Raw genomic sequence first — 14,926 nt, 5'->3', positions numbered from 1 at the left:
GGCGGGTGAGCGACGCCCAGCATGACTCTTGGCAGGATCCCTGGCCCGCGCCCCGCGCCGGCCACCCCGTCGACGCCGTCGTGTCGCTGCCCGGGAGCAAGTCGCTCACCAACCGCGCGCTCGTGCTCGCGGCGATCGCCGACGGCCCGTCCGTCGTACGGCGTGCCCTGCGCTCGCGCGACACCCTGCTGATGGCGGCCGCGCTCACCGCGCTCGGCTCCACCGTCGACACCTCCGGCGACGACTGGGCGGTCACCCCCGGCGCGTTCACCGGCGACGCGACCGTCGACTGCGGGCTGGCCGGCACCGTGATGCGCTTCGTCCCGCCGATCGCGGGGCTCTCGACCGGCGCGGTGTCGTTCGACGGCGACCCGCACATGCGCAAGCGGCCGATCGGCGAGATCCTCGGCGCGCTTCGCGGCCTCGGGGTCGACGTCCCGGGCGACGCGCTGCCGTTCACGGTCCGCGGCTCCGGCTCGGTCCGCGGCGGGACCGTCGTGGTCGACGCGTCGGCGTCGTCGCAGTTCATCTCCGCGCTGCTGCTCGCCGGGGCGCGGTACGACGAGGGCGTCGACGTACGCCACGAGGGCAAGCCGGTGCCCTCGCTCCCCCACATCGACATGACCGTGGCGATGCTGCGCGAGCACGGCGTCGAGGTCGACGCCCCGTCATCAGGGGCAGACGCCAACCGCTGGACCGTCGCGCCCGGCCCGATCCGCGCGGTCGACCACGTCATCGAGCCGGACCTCTCCAACGCGGCGCCGTTCCTCGCGCTCGCGGCGGTGTCGGGCGGGACCGTGACCGTGCGCGACTGGCCGCGCTCCACCACGCAGGCCGGCGACGCGCTGCGCGAGATCCTGACCACGATGGGCTGCGAGGTCGGCTTCACCGACGAGGGGCTGCAGGTGACCGGGAGCGGCACGCTGCTCGGCCTCGACGTCGACCTGCACGACGTCGGCGAGCTCACCCCCGCCGTCGCCGCCCTGTGCGCACTGGCCGAGGGCCCGTCGCACCTGCGCGGGATCGGGCACATCCGCGGCCACGAGACCGACCGGCTCGCGGCGCTCGCGACCGAGCTCGGCGGGCTCGGCGCGGACGTCACCGAGCACCCGGACGGCCTGAGCATCAACCCGGCGGCCCTGCACGGCGGGGTGTTCCACACCTACGCCGATCACCGGATGGCGCACGCCGGCGTGATCATCGGCGCCGCGGTCGAGGACGTGCTGGTCGAGAACATCGGCACCACCGGCAAGACGTTCCCCGACTTCGCGGGCTTCTGGTCGGGGCTGATTCCGTCGTGACCGGGCGGTACTCCGACCACGACGTCGAGCACTACGACCGTCCCCGTCGGCGTACCCGTCCGCGCACCAAGGAACGTCCCACGTACGACGACGCCATCGACGGCGTGGTCGTCACCGTCGACCGGGGCCGGTTCACGCTGCTCATCGACGGCCAGAAGGTGATGGCGATGAAGGCGCGGCCGCTGGGCCGCAAGGGCGTCGTGGTCGGCGACCGGGTCCGGGTCGTGGGCGACACGTCCGGCGACGACGGCTCCCTGGCCCGCATCGTCGAGGTGCGCGAGCGCGTCACGACGCTGCGGCGTACCGCCGACGACGACGACCCCGTCGAGCGGGTGATCGTCTCGAACGCCGAGCAGCTGGTCGTGGTGACCGCGCTCGCCGACCCCGAGCCCCAGCCCCGGCTGATCGACCGCGCGCTGGTCGCGGCGTACGACGCCGGCATGCAGCCGCTGCTGTGCCTGACCAAGGCCGACCTCGCCGACCCCGAGACGCTGCTGGGCACGTACCGGTCGCTGGGCGTGCCGTGGGTGGTGACCGAGCGCGGCGGCGACCTGACCGAGGTGCGCGAGCGGCTGCACGGGCGGACCAGCGTGCTGGTCGGGTCCAGCGGCGTCGGCAAGTCGACGCTGGTCAACGCGCTGGTGCCGACCGCCTACCGCGACGTCGGCGTCGTCAACGCGGTCACCGGCCGCGGGCGGCACACGTCGACCTCGGCGTTCATGCTCGAGCTGCCGGACCGGGCCGGCTGGATCATCGACACCCCGGGGATCCGCTCGTTCGGCCTGGCGCACGTGCAGCCGGAACGGCTGATCGAGGCGTTCCCGGACCTCGACGAGATGACCGAGGACTGTCCGCGCGGCTGCACCCACGGCACCGACGAGCCGGAGTGCGGGCTCGACGAGGCGGTCGAGGCGGGTACGGCGGACCCGGAGCGGGTCGCGTCGTTCCGGCGGCTGCTGGCCGCGCGGAGCGAGTCGGTCTACTAGCCCCAGACGGCGCGGGCGCCGGCCTCGCCGGTGCGGAACACCCACACCAGCAGCACGACCGCGGTCACCGCGAGCAGCACGTCGAACACGACGCGGAGCGCTCCGGTGCGGGCGTGGAGCCAGCCGGAGACGACCGCGACCGCGCCGAACGCGAGGCTGATCCAGAGCAGCTGCTCGCCGAGGTCCTCGTGCTCCTGCACCTGCGGGAGCTGGCGGAGCTCGGACCTGCTGTCGAGGAAGTCGCCGCCCGAGAAGTACGAGAGGACGAGGGCGCCGGTCGCGACCACCGCGAGCACGACCATCGGCCAGCGCATCACGTCGCGCCAGCGCGGCACGAGGTACGCGAGCGCCGCGAGGGCCGCGAGGGGGCCGAAGATGACCGCCGCGTGGACGACGAGGGGGTGAAGTGGGAGGCCGTTGATCTCCATGACTGGTACACGGTCCCCCACCCCGGAGCGTTCAGTGAATAGGCTGGCGGCGTGTCGACTGACTACACCGACGATCTCCGGCTGGCTCACGTGCTGGCCGATGACGCGGACTCCCTGACCGAGGCGCGCTTCAAGGCGCTGGACCTGCACGTGATGAGCAAGCCCGACCTGACCCCGGTCACGGACGCCGACCAGGCGGTCGAGGAGAGCATCCGGCGTACTCTCTCCCGGGTCCGTTCCCGGGACGCGATCACCGGCGAGGAGCAGGGCTCGACCGGGCACAGCCAGCGCCGCTGGGTCATCGACCCGATCGACGGCACCAAGAACTTCGTGCGCGGCGTCCCTGTCTGGGCGACGCTGATCTCGCTGGTCGTCGACGACGAGGTCGTCCTCGGCGTCGTGTCCGCGCCGCTGCTGAACCGGCGCTGGTGGGCCTCGACCGGGAACGGCGCCTGGACCGGCCGGTCGCTGCTCAAGGCGACCCGCTGCCAGGTGTCCGACGTACGCCGGCTCGAGGACGCGTCCCTGTCGTACTCCTCCCTGCACGGCTGGGAGGAGCGCGGCCAGCTCGAGGACTTCATGACGCTGATGCGACGCTGCTGGCGGACACGGGCGTACGGCGACTTCTGGTCGTACATGCTGCTCGCCGAGGGGGCCGTCGACATCGCCGCCGAGCCCGAGCTCGAGGTCTACGACATGGCGGCGCTCGACATCATCGTGCGCGAGGCCGGCGGGCGCTTCAGCTCGCTCGAGGGCACCGACGGGCCGTTCGGCGGCAACGCGCTGGCCACCAACGGTCACCTGCACGAGGCCGCGCTGTCGTTCCTCGGCTCGATGCCGCACGACGACGACGACCCGGACTCGCGACGTACCGGCCCGGGCTCGGTGTCGGACCTGAGGATGCACCGATCCAGGGAGTGACCTCTGTACTGCGTGGCCGCGCGCCAGTACCGTCGAAGCCATGCGGATCAGTGAGGTGCTGCAGGCCAAGCCCAGCCAGGTGATCGTCACGATCAGCCCGGACGCCGGCGTGCGCGAGCTGATAGCGCTGCTCGACGAGAACAACGTCGGCGCGCTGATCGTCAGCTCCGACGGCACCACGTTGCAGGGCATCGTGAGCGAGCGCGACGTCGTACGCCACCTGCACCGCGACGGCACCGTCATCAACAACACCGTCAGCGCGATCATGACCACCGCGGTCGAGACCTGCGACGAGAACACCCTCGTCGACGAGCTGATGAAGACCATGACCGACCGCCGCATCCGCCACGTCCCCGTCGTCCGCGGCGACGCCCTCGTCGGGATCATCTCCATCGGCGACGTCGTGAAGCACCGCATCGACCAGCTCGAGTTCGAGCGCGACCAGCTCGACAGCTACGTGCACCAGACCTGAGTCTCGGTGGCCTGCGGGTTGCTGGTGGTTGCGACCGACAGGGCTTTTACACGGTACGGCGGGCTTCGGGCTGGCGCTGCTTCCCGGCTTGCGGTGGTGGGGCTCGGTGGTTGGGGTGCGAGGGCTAGCGAGCCTCGAAACCAGCTGACTCTCGGTCGCCTGCGGGTTGCTGGTGGTTGCGACCGATAGGGCTTTTACGCGGATACGGCGGCTTCGGGCTGGCGCTGCTTCCCGGCTTTCCGGCGGTGGGCCTCGAAACGACCACCGAAATCCTCCGAACTATTTCTCGAAAGTGTCCACATCCCGGTCAAAACAAGGGATTCCGGGGCCTCACTGTCGGTGGTCCCTGCTTGGGTTGAACCATGACGACGACCAGCACTCTCACTCGTGAGCAGGTGCTGAAGGTCGCCCGCCAACGCCAAGCCGCCGCCGTGAAAGCCGAGATCGACAAGCTGCAGCTCGCCGTCGAGTGGGCGGCACTGAACCCCGGCGACGTCGTGGACGCGTCGCGGTCCTGGGAGGAGCGGGAGCTCGAGGTCGCCGGCGACGAGGCCCCGACGGTGGCGGAGTTCTCGATCGCGGAGTTCGCCCTGGCGGTCGGGATGAACACCGACGCCGGCCGGGTGTTCATCGGGGACGCGGTCGAGCTGGCGCACCGGCTCCCACGCACCTGGGCACGGGTGCTCGGCGCGGATGTTGCGTCGTGGAAGGCCCGCAAGTTCGCGCAGCAGACCAAGTCGCTGCCGGTCGATGCGGCGGCGTTCGTGGACCGCGCGCTCGCGCCGGTGCTGCACACGTGCACGTTCGCCCAGATCGAGCGGACCGTCGAAGCAGCCCGTGCCGAGTTCGACCCCCAAGCTGCCGAACAACGCCGCCAAGCCGACGCCGAGCACCGGCACCTCACGTTCTACTGGCGCCAGGTCACCTCGACCGGACAGGTCCCCGTCGCCGGGGTCATGGACCTCGCCGACGCGGTCGCGTTGGACGAGAACCTGAAGGCGAAGGCCGCCACCCTCGACCCCGCCCTCCCGATCGACGTCCGCCGCTCGATCGCCGCGGGGATGCTCGGCAGCGGTGACAGCGACGCCGAGCGTGAGGTCGTGATCTACACCCACGCCCAGGCCGACTCCCGGATGGTCGAGGTCGAGAACACCCGCACCGTCGTGACTCCGGAGCAGGTCCAGCAGTGGTGCCAGACCGCCGGCACCACGGTGACGGTCCGGCCGGTGCTGGACCTGAACGAGGACCTCGCCACCGACGCCTACACGCCGACGGAGCGGCAGCAGGAGCAGGTCGTCCTGACCTTCCCGCGGTGTGTGTTCCCCGGCTGCAGCCGCAGGTCACGCTCCGCGGACAACGACCACATCACCGAGTTCCCGATCGGTCGCACCGACACCCGGAACCTCGCGCCCCTGTGCCGTCACCATCACCGGGTGAAGACCTTCACCGCCTGGACCTACCACCGCACCGGCCCACGGACCTTCACCTGGACCAGCCCGACCGGCTGCAGCTACCACGTCCGCGTCGACCGACATATCCGCTGACCCCCACCCCGCCGACCACGGCCGGCGGGGCATTCGTCGTGTTCTTCCAACGGTGACCACAACGGTCGACCCGAGCGGACCCGCAAGCCGGCCCACCGCCGTCACCACCTTCCGGTGACCACAGACCGCGGTGACCCCGTAATCCGACAATCAAGGAACCGGCACCGCCCACGCACCCGCAAGCCGCCTAGCCACCGCGATCCGCGCGGGCCGTCGGGCGCCACATGCAGGTGGTTACGAGGCTCGCCAGCGCTCGCACCTCAGCCACCGAAGCCGTCTTCCAACGGTGACCACAACGGTCGACGCGAGCGGACCCGCAAGCCGACCTACCGCCGTCACCACCTTCCGGTGACCCACAGACCGCGGTGACCCCGTAATCCGAAATCAGGAACCGGTACCGCCCACGCACCCGCAGGCCGCCAAGTCACCGCAACACCGAGCTGATCACCGTCGCCGACGGCCAGATCGTGGAGATCCAGGTGTTCTTCGGCGGCGCCGTCCGCTGAGCGGTCATCGGGTGGGGTGGGGCCGCTGAGTGCTGATCTGGGCAAATGCCCACACTCCGCGGCCCCTGGCCCCGACCGGCAGCGGCGACCGGGACCACCGGAGTGACACCTCGCTGCTTCCGGTGATCCTCCGGTGAGCACCCGCCCGAGAGAGGGATGGACGCGAAACCGGCCCCAGGGCATCAGGTCTCCGCGTCGCGAGCACTCGCTGTCGACGCTACGCCTCGCCCCCAAGACCCGTCCTCACCCATACCGATGAACCCGCTGCGTTCGCAGGTCACCGCCGGTGGCGCCGATCGCGCACCTTCGCGATGGCGGCCTTGATCCGGGCCTGGTTCTCGGGCTTGCGGGACTCGTCGTACATCTTCTTGGCGACGCCGGCGAGCGCCACTGTCCTCATCAGCTTCATGCACGACCAGTACCCGCCGGCCGGTGCTCGACACGCTCGCGCCGAGTGACGCTCGCTAGGGTGGGTCGCATGGACAAGCCCGAGATCGACTTCCCCGACTTCGACCCGCCCGCCGACCTCGTGGTCACCGAGATCACCGAGGGCAGCGGCGCCGAGGCGACCGCCGGCTCGACCGTGTCGGTGCACTACGTCGGCGTCGCCCACTCGACCGGCGAGGAGTTCGACGCGTCGTACAACCGCGGCGCCCCGCTGGACTTCCGGCTCGGCATCGGTCAGGTCATCCAGGGCTGGGACCAGGGCGTGCAGGGCATGAAGGTCGGCGGTCGCCGCCAGCTGGTCATCCCGCCGCACCTGGGGTACGGCGACCGCGGCGCCGGCGCGGTCATCAAGCCGGGCGAGACGCTGATCTTCGTCGTCGACCTGCTGTCGGTCCGCTGACCTACCAGGGCAGGTCGTCGTAGGCCGACTCGTCGGAGACCCGCGCGGACTGCGGCCCGAGGGTGACCACGTCGCCCTTGACCAGCTGCCGGCCGCGGCGGGTCTCGACCTCCCCGTTGACCAGCACCGCACCGTCGGCGATCACGGGCTTCGCCTCCGCGCCGCTCTCCACGAGGTTGGCGAGCTTGAGGAACTGACCGAGCCGGATGGACTCGTCACGGATGGGTACGTCGAACGGCTCGGCCATGGCGCTCATTCTGCCCGTACGACGTCGAGGTCCAGCCATCGCGCCAGGTCGTCGACCTCGGCCCAGACGGCGGCCTCCATGTCGGGCGTGAACGGATCGTCCTCGTGCAGCGCACGGACGACCAGCGCCCCCTCGGCCCGATCGGCGGCCGCGTCGAGCTTGCCGACGAGCCGGTCGGCGTACAGGACCGGCAGCGCGTAGTAGCCCCAGCGCCGCTGCTCGACCGGCTTGTACATCTCGAGCTGGTAGTCGAAGCCGAACAGGTCGGCCAGCCGCTTGCGGTCCTGCACCAGTCGGTCGAACGGCGAGAGCAGCGCGGCCCGACCGGTGAACGAGGTGTCGAGCAGGGTCGGATCGACCCTCCACGTGCCGCGCACGCCGTCGACCACCGCGGGCTCCCCCGCCGCGCTCCTCCGCAGGATGCCGTGCGCCCGCAGCTCGCGCTCCGCCAGCTCCTGCCGCGCCGACTCCACGTCGGGCACCGGGTCGTCGGGGTAGACCCGGTCGGCGAGGTCCCACAAGGGCTCGCGTCCCTGACGGCCGACGGTCGCGACCTCGCCGCGCTGGACCATCAGGGCGAGCAGCCGTTGCACGTTGCGGTTGTTGTTCCAGCCGCTGGAGCGCCACGGCACCTCGCAGGTGTCGGGCAGCGCGCTGGTCGGCAGCGGCCCGTCGGAGCGCAGTGCGTCCAGGACGTCGAGCCGACAGCCGTTGTTGGCCTCCACCCACTCCGCGCGCTCGACCTCCCAGTCCTTGAGCGGCCCGGCGCCCGGCCACACCGCCATCTCCGCGCGGAAGAGCCGCATGTCCTCGACCGGCCGGATGAAGCCCTGGTGCTCGATCAGCGCCTGCTCGTCGATCGCGTCGCGCAGCTCGTCGACGTCGTACGACGACCCCAGCCGGCTCCACAGCACCAGGTCGGCGCTGGGCGCGATCGGGCTGGTCGGCTCGGCCTGGATCACGGCGAGGTGCCGCGCGACCTCGAGCAGGTCGGTCGGGCGCTCCGCGTCCAGCAGCTGGGCGCGCACCGCGATCCGCCTCGCGTCGTCGCGCGACAGCTCCAGGGTCATCCGATCGTCCCGGAGACAGCATGGATCAGCACACCGACGAGACCGCCGACGATCGTGCCGTTGATCCGGATGAACTGCAGGTCCCGCCCGACGTGCAGCTCGATGCGGCGGGCCGCCTCCTTACCGTCCCACCGCTCGATCGTGGTCGTGATGATCGTGGTGACCTCGGCGCCGTACCGCTCGACGCCGAACACCGCGGCGTCGGCGGCCAGGCCGTCCAGCCGCGTGCGCAGCGCCTCGTCGGCCAGCAGCCGCTCGGCGAACGACGACAGCTCGGACAGCAGCCGCTGGCGTACGGCGCCGGCCGGGTCGGTGAGCGAGGCCAGCAGCGAGCGGCGCAGCGCGTTCCAGAGCGAGACGCTCGACGCGAGGACCTGCGGGTGGTCGAGCAGCCGGTCCTTGAAGCGCTCGGCGCGCTCCTGCGTGGCCGGGTCGTGGAGCAGGTCGTGGGCGAGCTGGGCGAGCATCGAGTCCATCGCCTGCCGGGCGTGGTGGTGCGGGTCGTCGCGGATGTCCTCGACCCACTGCACGAGCTCCCGGTGCACGCGCGACGTGACCGCGTCGTTGAGCCGGGTCGGCGCCCACCACGGCGCCCGCTCCCCCAGGATCAGCGTGACGGTGTCGGGGTTCTCGACCAGCCAGCGGTGCAGCTCGACCAGGCCGAGGTCGACGAGCCCGTGGTGGAGGTCGTCGCGGACCGCCTCCTCCAGCATGGTGCCGAGCAGGGGCGCGATCGGCTCCTCGTGGAACCGCGGCACCAGCGCGTCGCGGATCAGCCCCTCGACGTGCTCGTCGCGGACGCGGTTCAGCGCGAGCACCGCGACGTCGGCGATCTCGTCGGCGGCACGCTGCGTGTGCTCCGGTACGGCGAGCCAGCGCCCCACCCGCAGCGAGATCGTGGCCGAGGCGACGCGCTCGCGGATGATCTCCTCGTGGAGGAAGTTCTCCCCCACGAACTCCTCGAGCCCCTTGCCGAGCTCGTCCTTGCGCTTCGGGATCAGGGCGGTGTGCGGGACCGGCAGCCCGAGCGGGTGCTTGAACAGCGCGGTGACCGCGAACCAGTCCGCGATCGCGCCGACCATCGAGGCCTCGGCGCCGGCGTTCACGAAGCCGAGGAACCCGTCCTGCCCCAGCGTCGCGACGTACACGACGGCGGCGAAGCCCAGCAGGGACACCGCCAGGGTGCGCATCCGGCGCAGCCCACGGCGGCGCTCGTCGTCCGCGGCGGGGTCCGGCGTGATCAGGGGGATCGCTGTGGTCGTCATCGCTCGCCATCCTCCCCCACGCGTGTTCGCCCAACCCGCGTGCCAGAATTCCCGGATGCCTCGCACCGTGATCACCTTCGGCACGTTCGACGTGTTCCATGTCGGACACCTCCGCGTCATCGAGCGCGCCGCCGCGCTCGGGGACCGGCTGGTCGTCGGCGTCTCGGCGGACGCGCTCAACATCAGCAAGAAGGGCCGCGAGCCGGTGTTCAGCCAGGCCGAGCGGATCGCGATAGTGGCAGCGCTCAAGCCGGTCGACGCGGTGTTCGTCGAGGAGAGCCTCGAGCTCAAGCGCGACTACATCCTCGAGCACCAGGCCGACGTCCTCGTCATGGGCGACGACTGGGCCGGCCGATTCGACGAGTTCAACGACATCTGCGAGGTCGTCTACCTCCCGCGTACGCCGGCCATCTCGACCACCGCGCTGATCGAGAAGATCTCCGGCACGGGCTGACCTGGTTTGGCAGGCCCGTCGGTGCGGGCAGTCTCACGGCATTCGTCGTTCTCGGGGAGGAACAGAACATTGCGTGGTTGGATCCTGGCCGTCGTGGTCGCCCTGACCCTGCTGGCACCGGTGCCGGCGGTCGCCGACGATCCGGTGGACCCGGCGCTCGACGCCGCCAGGTCGGCGTTCTCCGGCGAGCCGACCCGTGACACGACCATGGTGCTGCGCGACCTGTTCATCGCCCAGCAGCAGCTCGGCGGCGCCCAGCGCCGCGAGGCGCAGGCCTACCTGGCCCGTCCCACCGACGGTGCGACCGACCAGTTCGGCGACGGCTACGCGGTCCCGGCGGAGCGCAAGTGCCGCGGCCACATCTGCATCCACTGGGTGACGTCGACGGCTGACGCTCCGCCCAGCCAGGCCTGGGTGAACTCCACGCTGAAGTTCATGAACAAGGTCTGGCGGATCGAGGTCGGACAGCTCGGCTACCGCGCCCCGCTCAGCGACAAGAAGCGCGGCGGCAACGGCAAGCTCGACGTCTACCTCAAGGAGGTCGGCTCCCGGGGCGTCTACGGCTACTGCGCCCCCGAGCGCCGCGCGCAGGGGCGCAAGTGGCTCGCGTCGGGCTACTGCGTCCTCGACAACGACTTCTCCGAGGCGCAGTACGGCGCCCCGCCGCGGGACTCGATGCGGGTCACCGCCGCGCACGAGTTCTTCCACGCCGTGCAGTACAGCTATGACTACGGCGAGGACCCCTGGCTGATGGAGGCCACCGCCACCTGGATGGAGGAGCGGGTCGCCGACGACGTCAACGACAACCGGCAGTACCTCGCGCACGGCCAGGTCGGCCAGCCCTCACAGTCCCTCGACCGCTTCAACGAGCAGGGCTTCAACCAGTACGGCAACTGGGCGTTCTTCGAGTTCCTCTCCGCCCGCTACGGCATCGGCGTGGTCCGCTCGATCTGGAACGAGGCCGGCGCGTTCGCCGGTGGCGGCCACCAGTTCTCGACGGCCGCGGTCAAGAGCGTGCTCGCGCGCCGCGGCGGGTTCGCGAACGTCTTCCGCGCGTACGCCGGCGGCAACGCCGTCCCGGCGCGCACGTACGCCGAGGGCAAGGCCTGGCCGGCCGCGCCGGCCAGCCAGACGTGGGACCTCACCAAGGCCGCGCCCCGGAAGGCCGACACCCTGCGCATCAACCACCTGGCGTCGCGGAACGTGAAGATCACGCCCGGAGCCGGTGTCCGCAAGGGCTGGAAGCTGCGGATCGCCGTCGACGGGCCGGAGGCGCGTACGTCGCCGGCGGCGTACCTCGTGGTGCGCCGCAAGAACGGCATCAGCACCAACCCCATCCCGCTCAACAGCAAGGGGGTCGGGCGTGCTCTCATCCCGTTCAGCGGTCGGCAGACCTACTCCGCGACGGTGACGCTGGTCAACGCGTCGACCCGGTTCTCGTGCTGGCACCAGACGAACTGGTCGTGCCAGGGCCGGGCCCGCGACGACCAGCAGCGCTTCATCCTGTCGGCCTCGGTGGTGCCGGCGCGCCGTTAGGGAAACCCCGCTGCGGACTGTCGGTGGCGGTCCCTAGATTGTCCGCGTGACCCATGGCAGCCTCGGCGTCCCCCAGGGCGCGGCACTGACCCTCGGTGCCGTGCTCGGCACCGGCGTGATCTCCCTTCCCGCGCTCGCCGCTCACGAGGCCGGCCCGGCCTCGCTGGTGGCCTGGCTGGTCCTCGTGCTGCTCTCGGTCCCGCTGGCCACCACCTTCGCGGCGCTCGGCGCCCGGCACCCCGACGGCGGTGGCGTGTCGACGTACGTCCGGCGCGCGTTCGGCGCGGGCCCGGCGACGGTGATCGGCTGGTGCTTCTACTTCGCGATCCCGCTGGGCGCTCCCGCGGCCGCCGGCTTCGCGGGCGCGTACGTCGCCGACAGCGCCGGCGGCGGCCGGCAGACGCAGCTGCTCACCGCGGGTGCGCTGATCGCGACCGTCGCGGTGATGAACTGGTTCGGCGTCCGCGTCTCGGGCCGCGTGCAGCTGTTCATCGCGGCCGCGCTCGCGCTGCTGCTGATGGTGGCCACACTGGTCTCGCTCCCCCACGCGACCACCGACCACCTCACGCCGTTCGCCCCGCACGGCTGGGCCGCGGTCGGCTCCGCGGCCGCCCTGCTGGTGTGGGCCTTCGCGGGCTGGGAGGTCGTGACGTCGCTGTCCGGCGACTACCGCAACCCCGAGCGCGACATCGGCCGGGCGACGGCGATCGCCCTGGTGGTGATGGCGGTGCTCTACCTCGGCATCGCGTTCGCGACCGTCGCGGTGCTCGGCCCCGACACCGGCAAGGCCCCGCTGTCGGACCTGCTCGTCCTCGGCTTCGGCGAGCCCGCCCGCGGGGCGACCACGGTGGTCGCGGTGCTGCTGTCGCTCGGCGCGATGAACGCCTACTTCGCCGGCAGCGCGCGCCTCGGAGCGGCGCTGGGCCGCGACGGCTCGCTGCCGTTGTGGTTCGCCCGCGGCTCCACGGCCGGGGAGGTGCCGCGCCACTCGCTGCTGGTGGTCACGGCCGGGTCGCTCGGCACCCTCGCCGCCGTGGCGCTCGTCGACGTACCCCTCGAGAAGACCATGTGGTTGGTGACCGGTGCGTTCACGATCGTCTACCTCGCCGGCACCGCGGCCGCCATGAAGCTGCTCCCCCGCCGCACCTGGGTGTGGCGCGGGGCCGTCGTCTCGTTCGTGGCGACGCTGGGACTGCTGGCGTTCACGGGCCAGTACCTCCTCCCCCAGCTCGTCGTCGCCCTGGCCGCGGTGGCCTGGACGACGCACCAGGGGCGGCGGGTGCGCCGCGCCGGCGGCAGCGCCGCGCTGGTCCCGGCCGGTCCGGAGGACTGGCCCTAGGTTGGGGCCATGCCCGACCGGTCGCTACGCCCGCTCGCGTGCGCGGGCGCGGTCGCCGTGGTCTCGATCGCGCTGCTGGCGGTCGCGGTCGGCGCGGACTGGCTCGGGCCGGACGTCGGGCGCGGGGCGAACTTCTGCGAGGCGGCCCGCGACGCGGTCGTGCTGCAGCCGGCGAACTCGTTCTCCAACCTCGGGTTCGTGGTCGCCGGGCTGGTCATCGCCTGGCACGCCGGCCGGATTCCCCGGGACAAATGGGCGCTCAACGGCCTGGCGACGCCGTACGCCTGCCTCGTGGTGCTCCTGGGGCCGGCGAGCGCGGCGATGCATGCCACCCAGTCCGAGGTCGGTGGCCAGCTCGACCTGTTGAGCATGTACCTCGTCGCGTCCTTCGCGGCGGCGTACGCCGTGCTGCGGTGGTACCGCCGGGACCGGGTGTTCTTCTGGCAGCTGTTCCTGCTGCTCGTCGCCGCCTGCGAGCTGATCGGGCTGCTCGGCGACGACGTGCCGGTCGTGCAGCAGGCGGGGAACGTCGCGTTCGCGGCGCTGCTGCTGACCGCGGTCGTCGTGGAGGTCCGTCTGTGGCGGCGCCACGAGAACGGCGTCCGCACCGACCTCCGGTGGGGTGCGGGAGCGCTCGGCGTCATCCTCGTCGCGTTCGCGATCTGGAACGTCACCAAGACCCACTGGTGCGACCCGCACTCGCTGCTCCAGGGCCACGGGGCGTGGCACCTGCTGGGCGCGGTGTCGGCCTACCTGCTGTTCCGGCTCTGGGCCAGCGAGAGCACCGGTTGACCGTCGGCGGTGCGCACCTCGACGTACGAGATCTCCTCGGTGGTCCGTGCGGTCGCGCCGGTGATGTGCACCGGCTCCCCGGGCAGGCCGGTCCACGACGCCACCTGCTCGGTGGCGCCGTCTCGGGTGTGCACGACGAGCGAGTAGACCGGCGGGCCGTCGTCGAGGTAGCCCCCGCTCGGGGCCTCGTAGCTGCAGGTGAGGTCGAGCCGGGTGCCCCAGTCGACCGAGGTCATCGAGAGCTCGCCCCACACACTGCTCTGCTCGACCTGGGTCATCTCGCGGGCCGGCGCGGCCGCGGGCGGAGCCTCGTCGCCGTTCGTCGCCACCACCACCACGCTGACGGCCGCGACCAGGACGACGGCCGCGGCCGCGACCAGCGCTGCCGTCCAGCGCCGGCGGTGCTGGGTGCGCCGTACCTCCCGGACCAGGGAGGGCAGCAGCGTGTCCGGCACCGGCTCCTCGTCCGGCTCTGACTCGAGCACGTCGGGCGAGACCTGGGCGAGCAGGCCCGGCAGGCCGGCGAGCTCCTGGACGGCCTGCGAGCACGACCGGCAGCCGGGCAGGTGCCGCTCGTACTCCAGCCGCTCGTCGGCGCTCAGCGCGCCGAGGACGTACGCCGCGTCGAGGTGGGCGAAGTCGCAGGTCCCCGTGTCGTTCACGCGACCACCCCCATCTCCTCCAGCGCCAGCCGCAGCGCACGGAGCGCGTAGTGGGTGCGCGACTTCACCGTGCCCTCGGGGACGCCCAGCCGGCGCGCCGCCTCGGCGACCGTCTGCCCGCGGTAGTAGCACTCGAGCAGCACCGCGCGATGGTCCGGCGAGAGGCGGGTCAGCGCATCCGCGACCACCCAGGCCAGCAGCACCTGGTCGGTGCGGTCCGGCTCGCCACGCCGGTCGGGGACGTCGGCGACGCTGATCTCGCTCTGCGACCGCTTGGTGCGCCACTCGTCGATCACGATGTTGCGCGAGACGCGGAACAGCCACGAACGCACCGACCCGTGCGACTCCTCGAGCGCGGCGAAGTTGCGCCACGCCCGCAGCAGCGTCTCCTGCACGACGTCCTCGGCCCGCGCCCGGTCCCCGTTCGTCAGGCGCAGGCAGTAGCCCCAGAGCGCGCTCGCGTGCTCGTCGTGCAGCTGCTGCATCAGGGCGACCGGGCTGTCGGCCATCACACCTCCCACCTCCAGTACACACGGAGGTGGTGGTGCCGCGGTTC

Annotated in this window: 17 protein-coding genes; 10 read left to right on the top strand and 7 right to left on the bottom strand. The window is 71.9% G+C overall.

Translation table 11 applies throughout. The features are described from left to right. Window positions 1-5 precede the first annotated feature (5 nt). Both aroA and rsgA read left to right on the top strand, forming a co-directional pair. On the top strand, window positions 6-1,301 hold the full coding sequence (aroA, locus tag MJ604_RS09940) for a 3-phosphoshikimate 1-carboxyvinyltransferase (RefSeq protein ID WP_243058184.1): 1,296 nt from the start codon (window positions 6-8) through the stop codon (window positions 1,299-1,301). Next, window positions 1,298-2,287 carry a ribosome small subunit-dependent GTPase A gene (gene rsgA, locus MJ604_RS09935; RefSeq protein ID WP_243058183.1) on the top strand — a complete coding sequence of 330 codons (990 nt, stop codon included), beginning with the start codon at window positions 1,298-1,300 and terminating at the stop codon, window positions 2,285-2,287. The genes aroA and rsgA overlap by 4 nt, the downstream gene beginning before the upstream one ends. Here the strand turns inward: rsgA and MJ604_RS09930 are convergent. After that, window positions 2,284-2,715 (bottom strand): DUF2231 domain-containing protein, encoded by a 432-nt coding sequence (locus MJ604_RS09930; protein ID WP_243058182.1) that lies wholly within the window; start codon window positions 2,713-2,715, stop codon window positions 2,284-2,286. The two genes, rsgA and MJ604_RS09930, sit on opposite strands and share 4 nt — an antisense overlap. Before the next feature lie 51 nt (window positions 2,716-2,766). Between MJ604_RS09930 and MJ604_RS09925 the strand changes: the two genes are divergently transcribed. The 3 genes from MJ604_RS09925 to MJ604_RS09915 all read left to right on the top strand — a co-directional run bounded on the left by MJ604_RS09925 (window position 2,767) and on the right by MJ604_RS09915 (window position 5,652). Then, on the top strand, window positions 2,767-3,636 hold the full coding sequence (locus MJ604_RS09925) for an inositol monophosphatase family protein (RefSeq protein WP_243058181.1): 870 nt from the start codon (window positions 2,767-2,769) through the stop codon (window positions 3,634-3,636). A 40-nt stretch (window positions 3,637-3,676) separates the two neighbouring features. Further along, entirely contained in the window at window positions 3,677-4,108 is a 432-nt protein-coding gene (locus MJ604_RS09920; RefSeq protein ID WP_243058180.1) for a CBS domain-containing protein, read from the top strand. Between the two features lie 362 nt (window positions 4,109-4,470). After that, window positions 4,471-5,652, top strand: coding sequence for an HNH endonuclease signature motif containing protein (locus MJ604_RS09915; protein WP_243058179.1), 1,182 nt, complete (start codon window positions 4,471-4,473; stop codon window positions 5,650-5,652). A 783-nt stretch (window positions 5,653-6,435) separates the two neighbouring features. On the opposite strand, the gene MJ604_RS23830 is transcribed toward MJ604_RS09915, so the two are convergent. Continuing rightward, the gene (locus MJ604_RS23830) at window positions 6,436-6,558 is read right to left on the bottom strand and encodes a hypothetical protein (RefSeq protein WP_279235680.1); all 123 of its coding nucleotides are present in this window, start codon (window positions 6,556-6,558) and stop codon (window positions 6,436-6,438) included. A gap of 78 nt (window positions 6,559-6,636) precedes the next feature. On the opposite strand from MJ604_RS23830, the gene MJ604_RS09910 reads away from it, so the two are divergent. Further along, complete coding sequence (locus MJ604_RS09910; protein WP_243058178.1) at window positions 6,637-7,005, top strand: FKBP-type peptidyl-prolyl cis-trans isomerase; 369 nt, start codon at window positions 6,637-6,639, stop codon at window positions 7,003-7,005. A gap of 1 nt (window position 7,006) precedes the next feature. On the opposite strand, the gene MJ604_RS09905 is transcribed toward MJ604_RS09910, so the two are convergent. From MJ604_RS09905 to MJ604_RS09895, 3 genes are read right to left on the bottom strand one after another with little or no spacing between them, the layout of a single operon-like run. Beyond that, window positions 7,007-7,252, bottom strand: coding sequence for an RNA-binding S4 domain-containing protein (locus MJ604_RS09905; protein ID WP_243058177.1), 246 nt, complete (start codon window positions 7,250-7,252; stop codon window positions 7,007-7,009). A gap of 5 nt (window positions 7,253-7,257) precedes the next feature. After that, window positions 7,258-8,322, bottom strand: coding sequence for a DNA glycosylase AlkZ-like family protein (locus MJ604_RS09900; RefSeq protein ID WP_243058176.1), 1,065 nt, complete (start codon window positions 8,320-8,322; stop codon window positions 7,258-7,260). Beyond that, window positions 8,319-9,587: a DUF445 domain-containing protein gene (locus MJ604_RS09895; RefSeq protein WP_243058175.1), complete on the bottom strand. Its 1,269-nt coding sequence runs from the start codon at window positions 9,585-9,587 to the stop codon at window positions 8,319-8,321. The genes MJ604_RS09900 and MJ604_RS09895 overlap by 4 nt, the downstream gene beginning before the upstream one ends. 55 nt (window positions 9,588-9,642) lie before the next feature. Between MJ604_RS09895 and MJ604_RS09890 the strand changes: the two genes are divergently transcribed. From MJ604_RS09890 to MJ604_RS09875, 4 genes are all read left to right on the top strand, one after another. Continuing rightward, window positions 9,643-10,041 carry an adenylyltransferase/cytidyltransferase family protein gene (locus MJ604_RS09890; RefSeq protein ID WP_243058174.1) on the top strand — a complete coding sequence of 133 codons (399 nt, stop codon included), beginning with the start codon at window positions 9,643-9,645 and terminating at the stop codon, window positions 10,039-10,041. A gap of 69 nt (window positions 10,042-10,110) precedes the next feature. Next, on the top strand, window positions 10,111-11,577 hold the full coding sequence (locus MJ604_RS09885) for an MXAN_6640 family putative metalloprotease (RefSeq protein WP_243058173.1): 1,467 nt from the start codon (window positions 10,111-10,113) through the stop codon (window positions 11,575-11,577). 46 nt (window positions 11,578-11,623) lie between these two features. After that, window positions 11,624-12,916 carry an APC family permease gene (locus tag MJ604_RS09880; RefSeq protein WP_243058172.1) on the top strand — a complete coding sequence of 431 codons (1,293 nt, stop codon included), beginning with the start codon at window positions 11,624-11,626 and terminating at the stop codon, window positions 12,914-12,916. Window positions 12,917-12,925: 9 nt separating this feature from the next. Beyond that, window positions 12,926-13,708 (top strand): ceramidase domain-containing protein, encoded by a 783-nt coding sequence (locus MJ604_RS09875; protein ID WP_243058171.1) that lies wholly within the window; start codon window positions 12,926-12,928, stop codon window positions 13,706-13,708. Here MJ604_RS09875 and MJ604_RS09870 read toward each other — a convergent pair. Both MJ604_RS09870 and MJ604_RS09865 read right to left on the bottom strand, forming a co-directional pair. After that, on the bottom strand, window positions 13,666-14,370 hold the full coding sequence (locus MJ604_RS09870; protein ID WP_243058170.1) for an anti-sigma factor: 705 nt from the start codon (window positions 14,368-14,370) through the stop codon (window positions 13,666-13,668). The genes MJ604_RS09875 and MJ604_RS09870 overlap by 43 nt on opposite strands. After that, complete coding sequence (locus tag MJ604_RS09865) at window positions 14,367-14,879, bottom strand: sigma-70 family RNA polymerase sigma factor (protein WP_243058169.1); 513 nt, start codon at window positions 14,877-14,879, stop codon at window positions 14,367-14,369. The genes MJ604_RS09870 and MJ604_RS09865 overlap by 4 nt, the downstream gene beginning before the upstream one ends. Between the last annotated feature and the right edge of the window lie 47 nt (window positions 14,880-14,926).

It is taken from the genome of Nocardioides sp. SR21, from assembly GCF_022761125.1.
In the GTDB taxonomy this organism is placed as follows: Bacteria; Actinomycetota; Actinomycetes; order Propionibacteriales; family Nocardioidaceae; genus Nocardioides.
The sequence above is the reverse complement of the archived record's forward strand: the minus strand, read 5'-3'. Positions and strand labels throughout refer to the sequence as shown.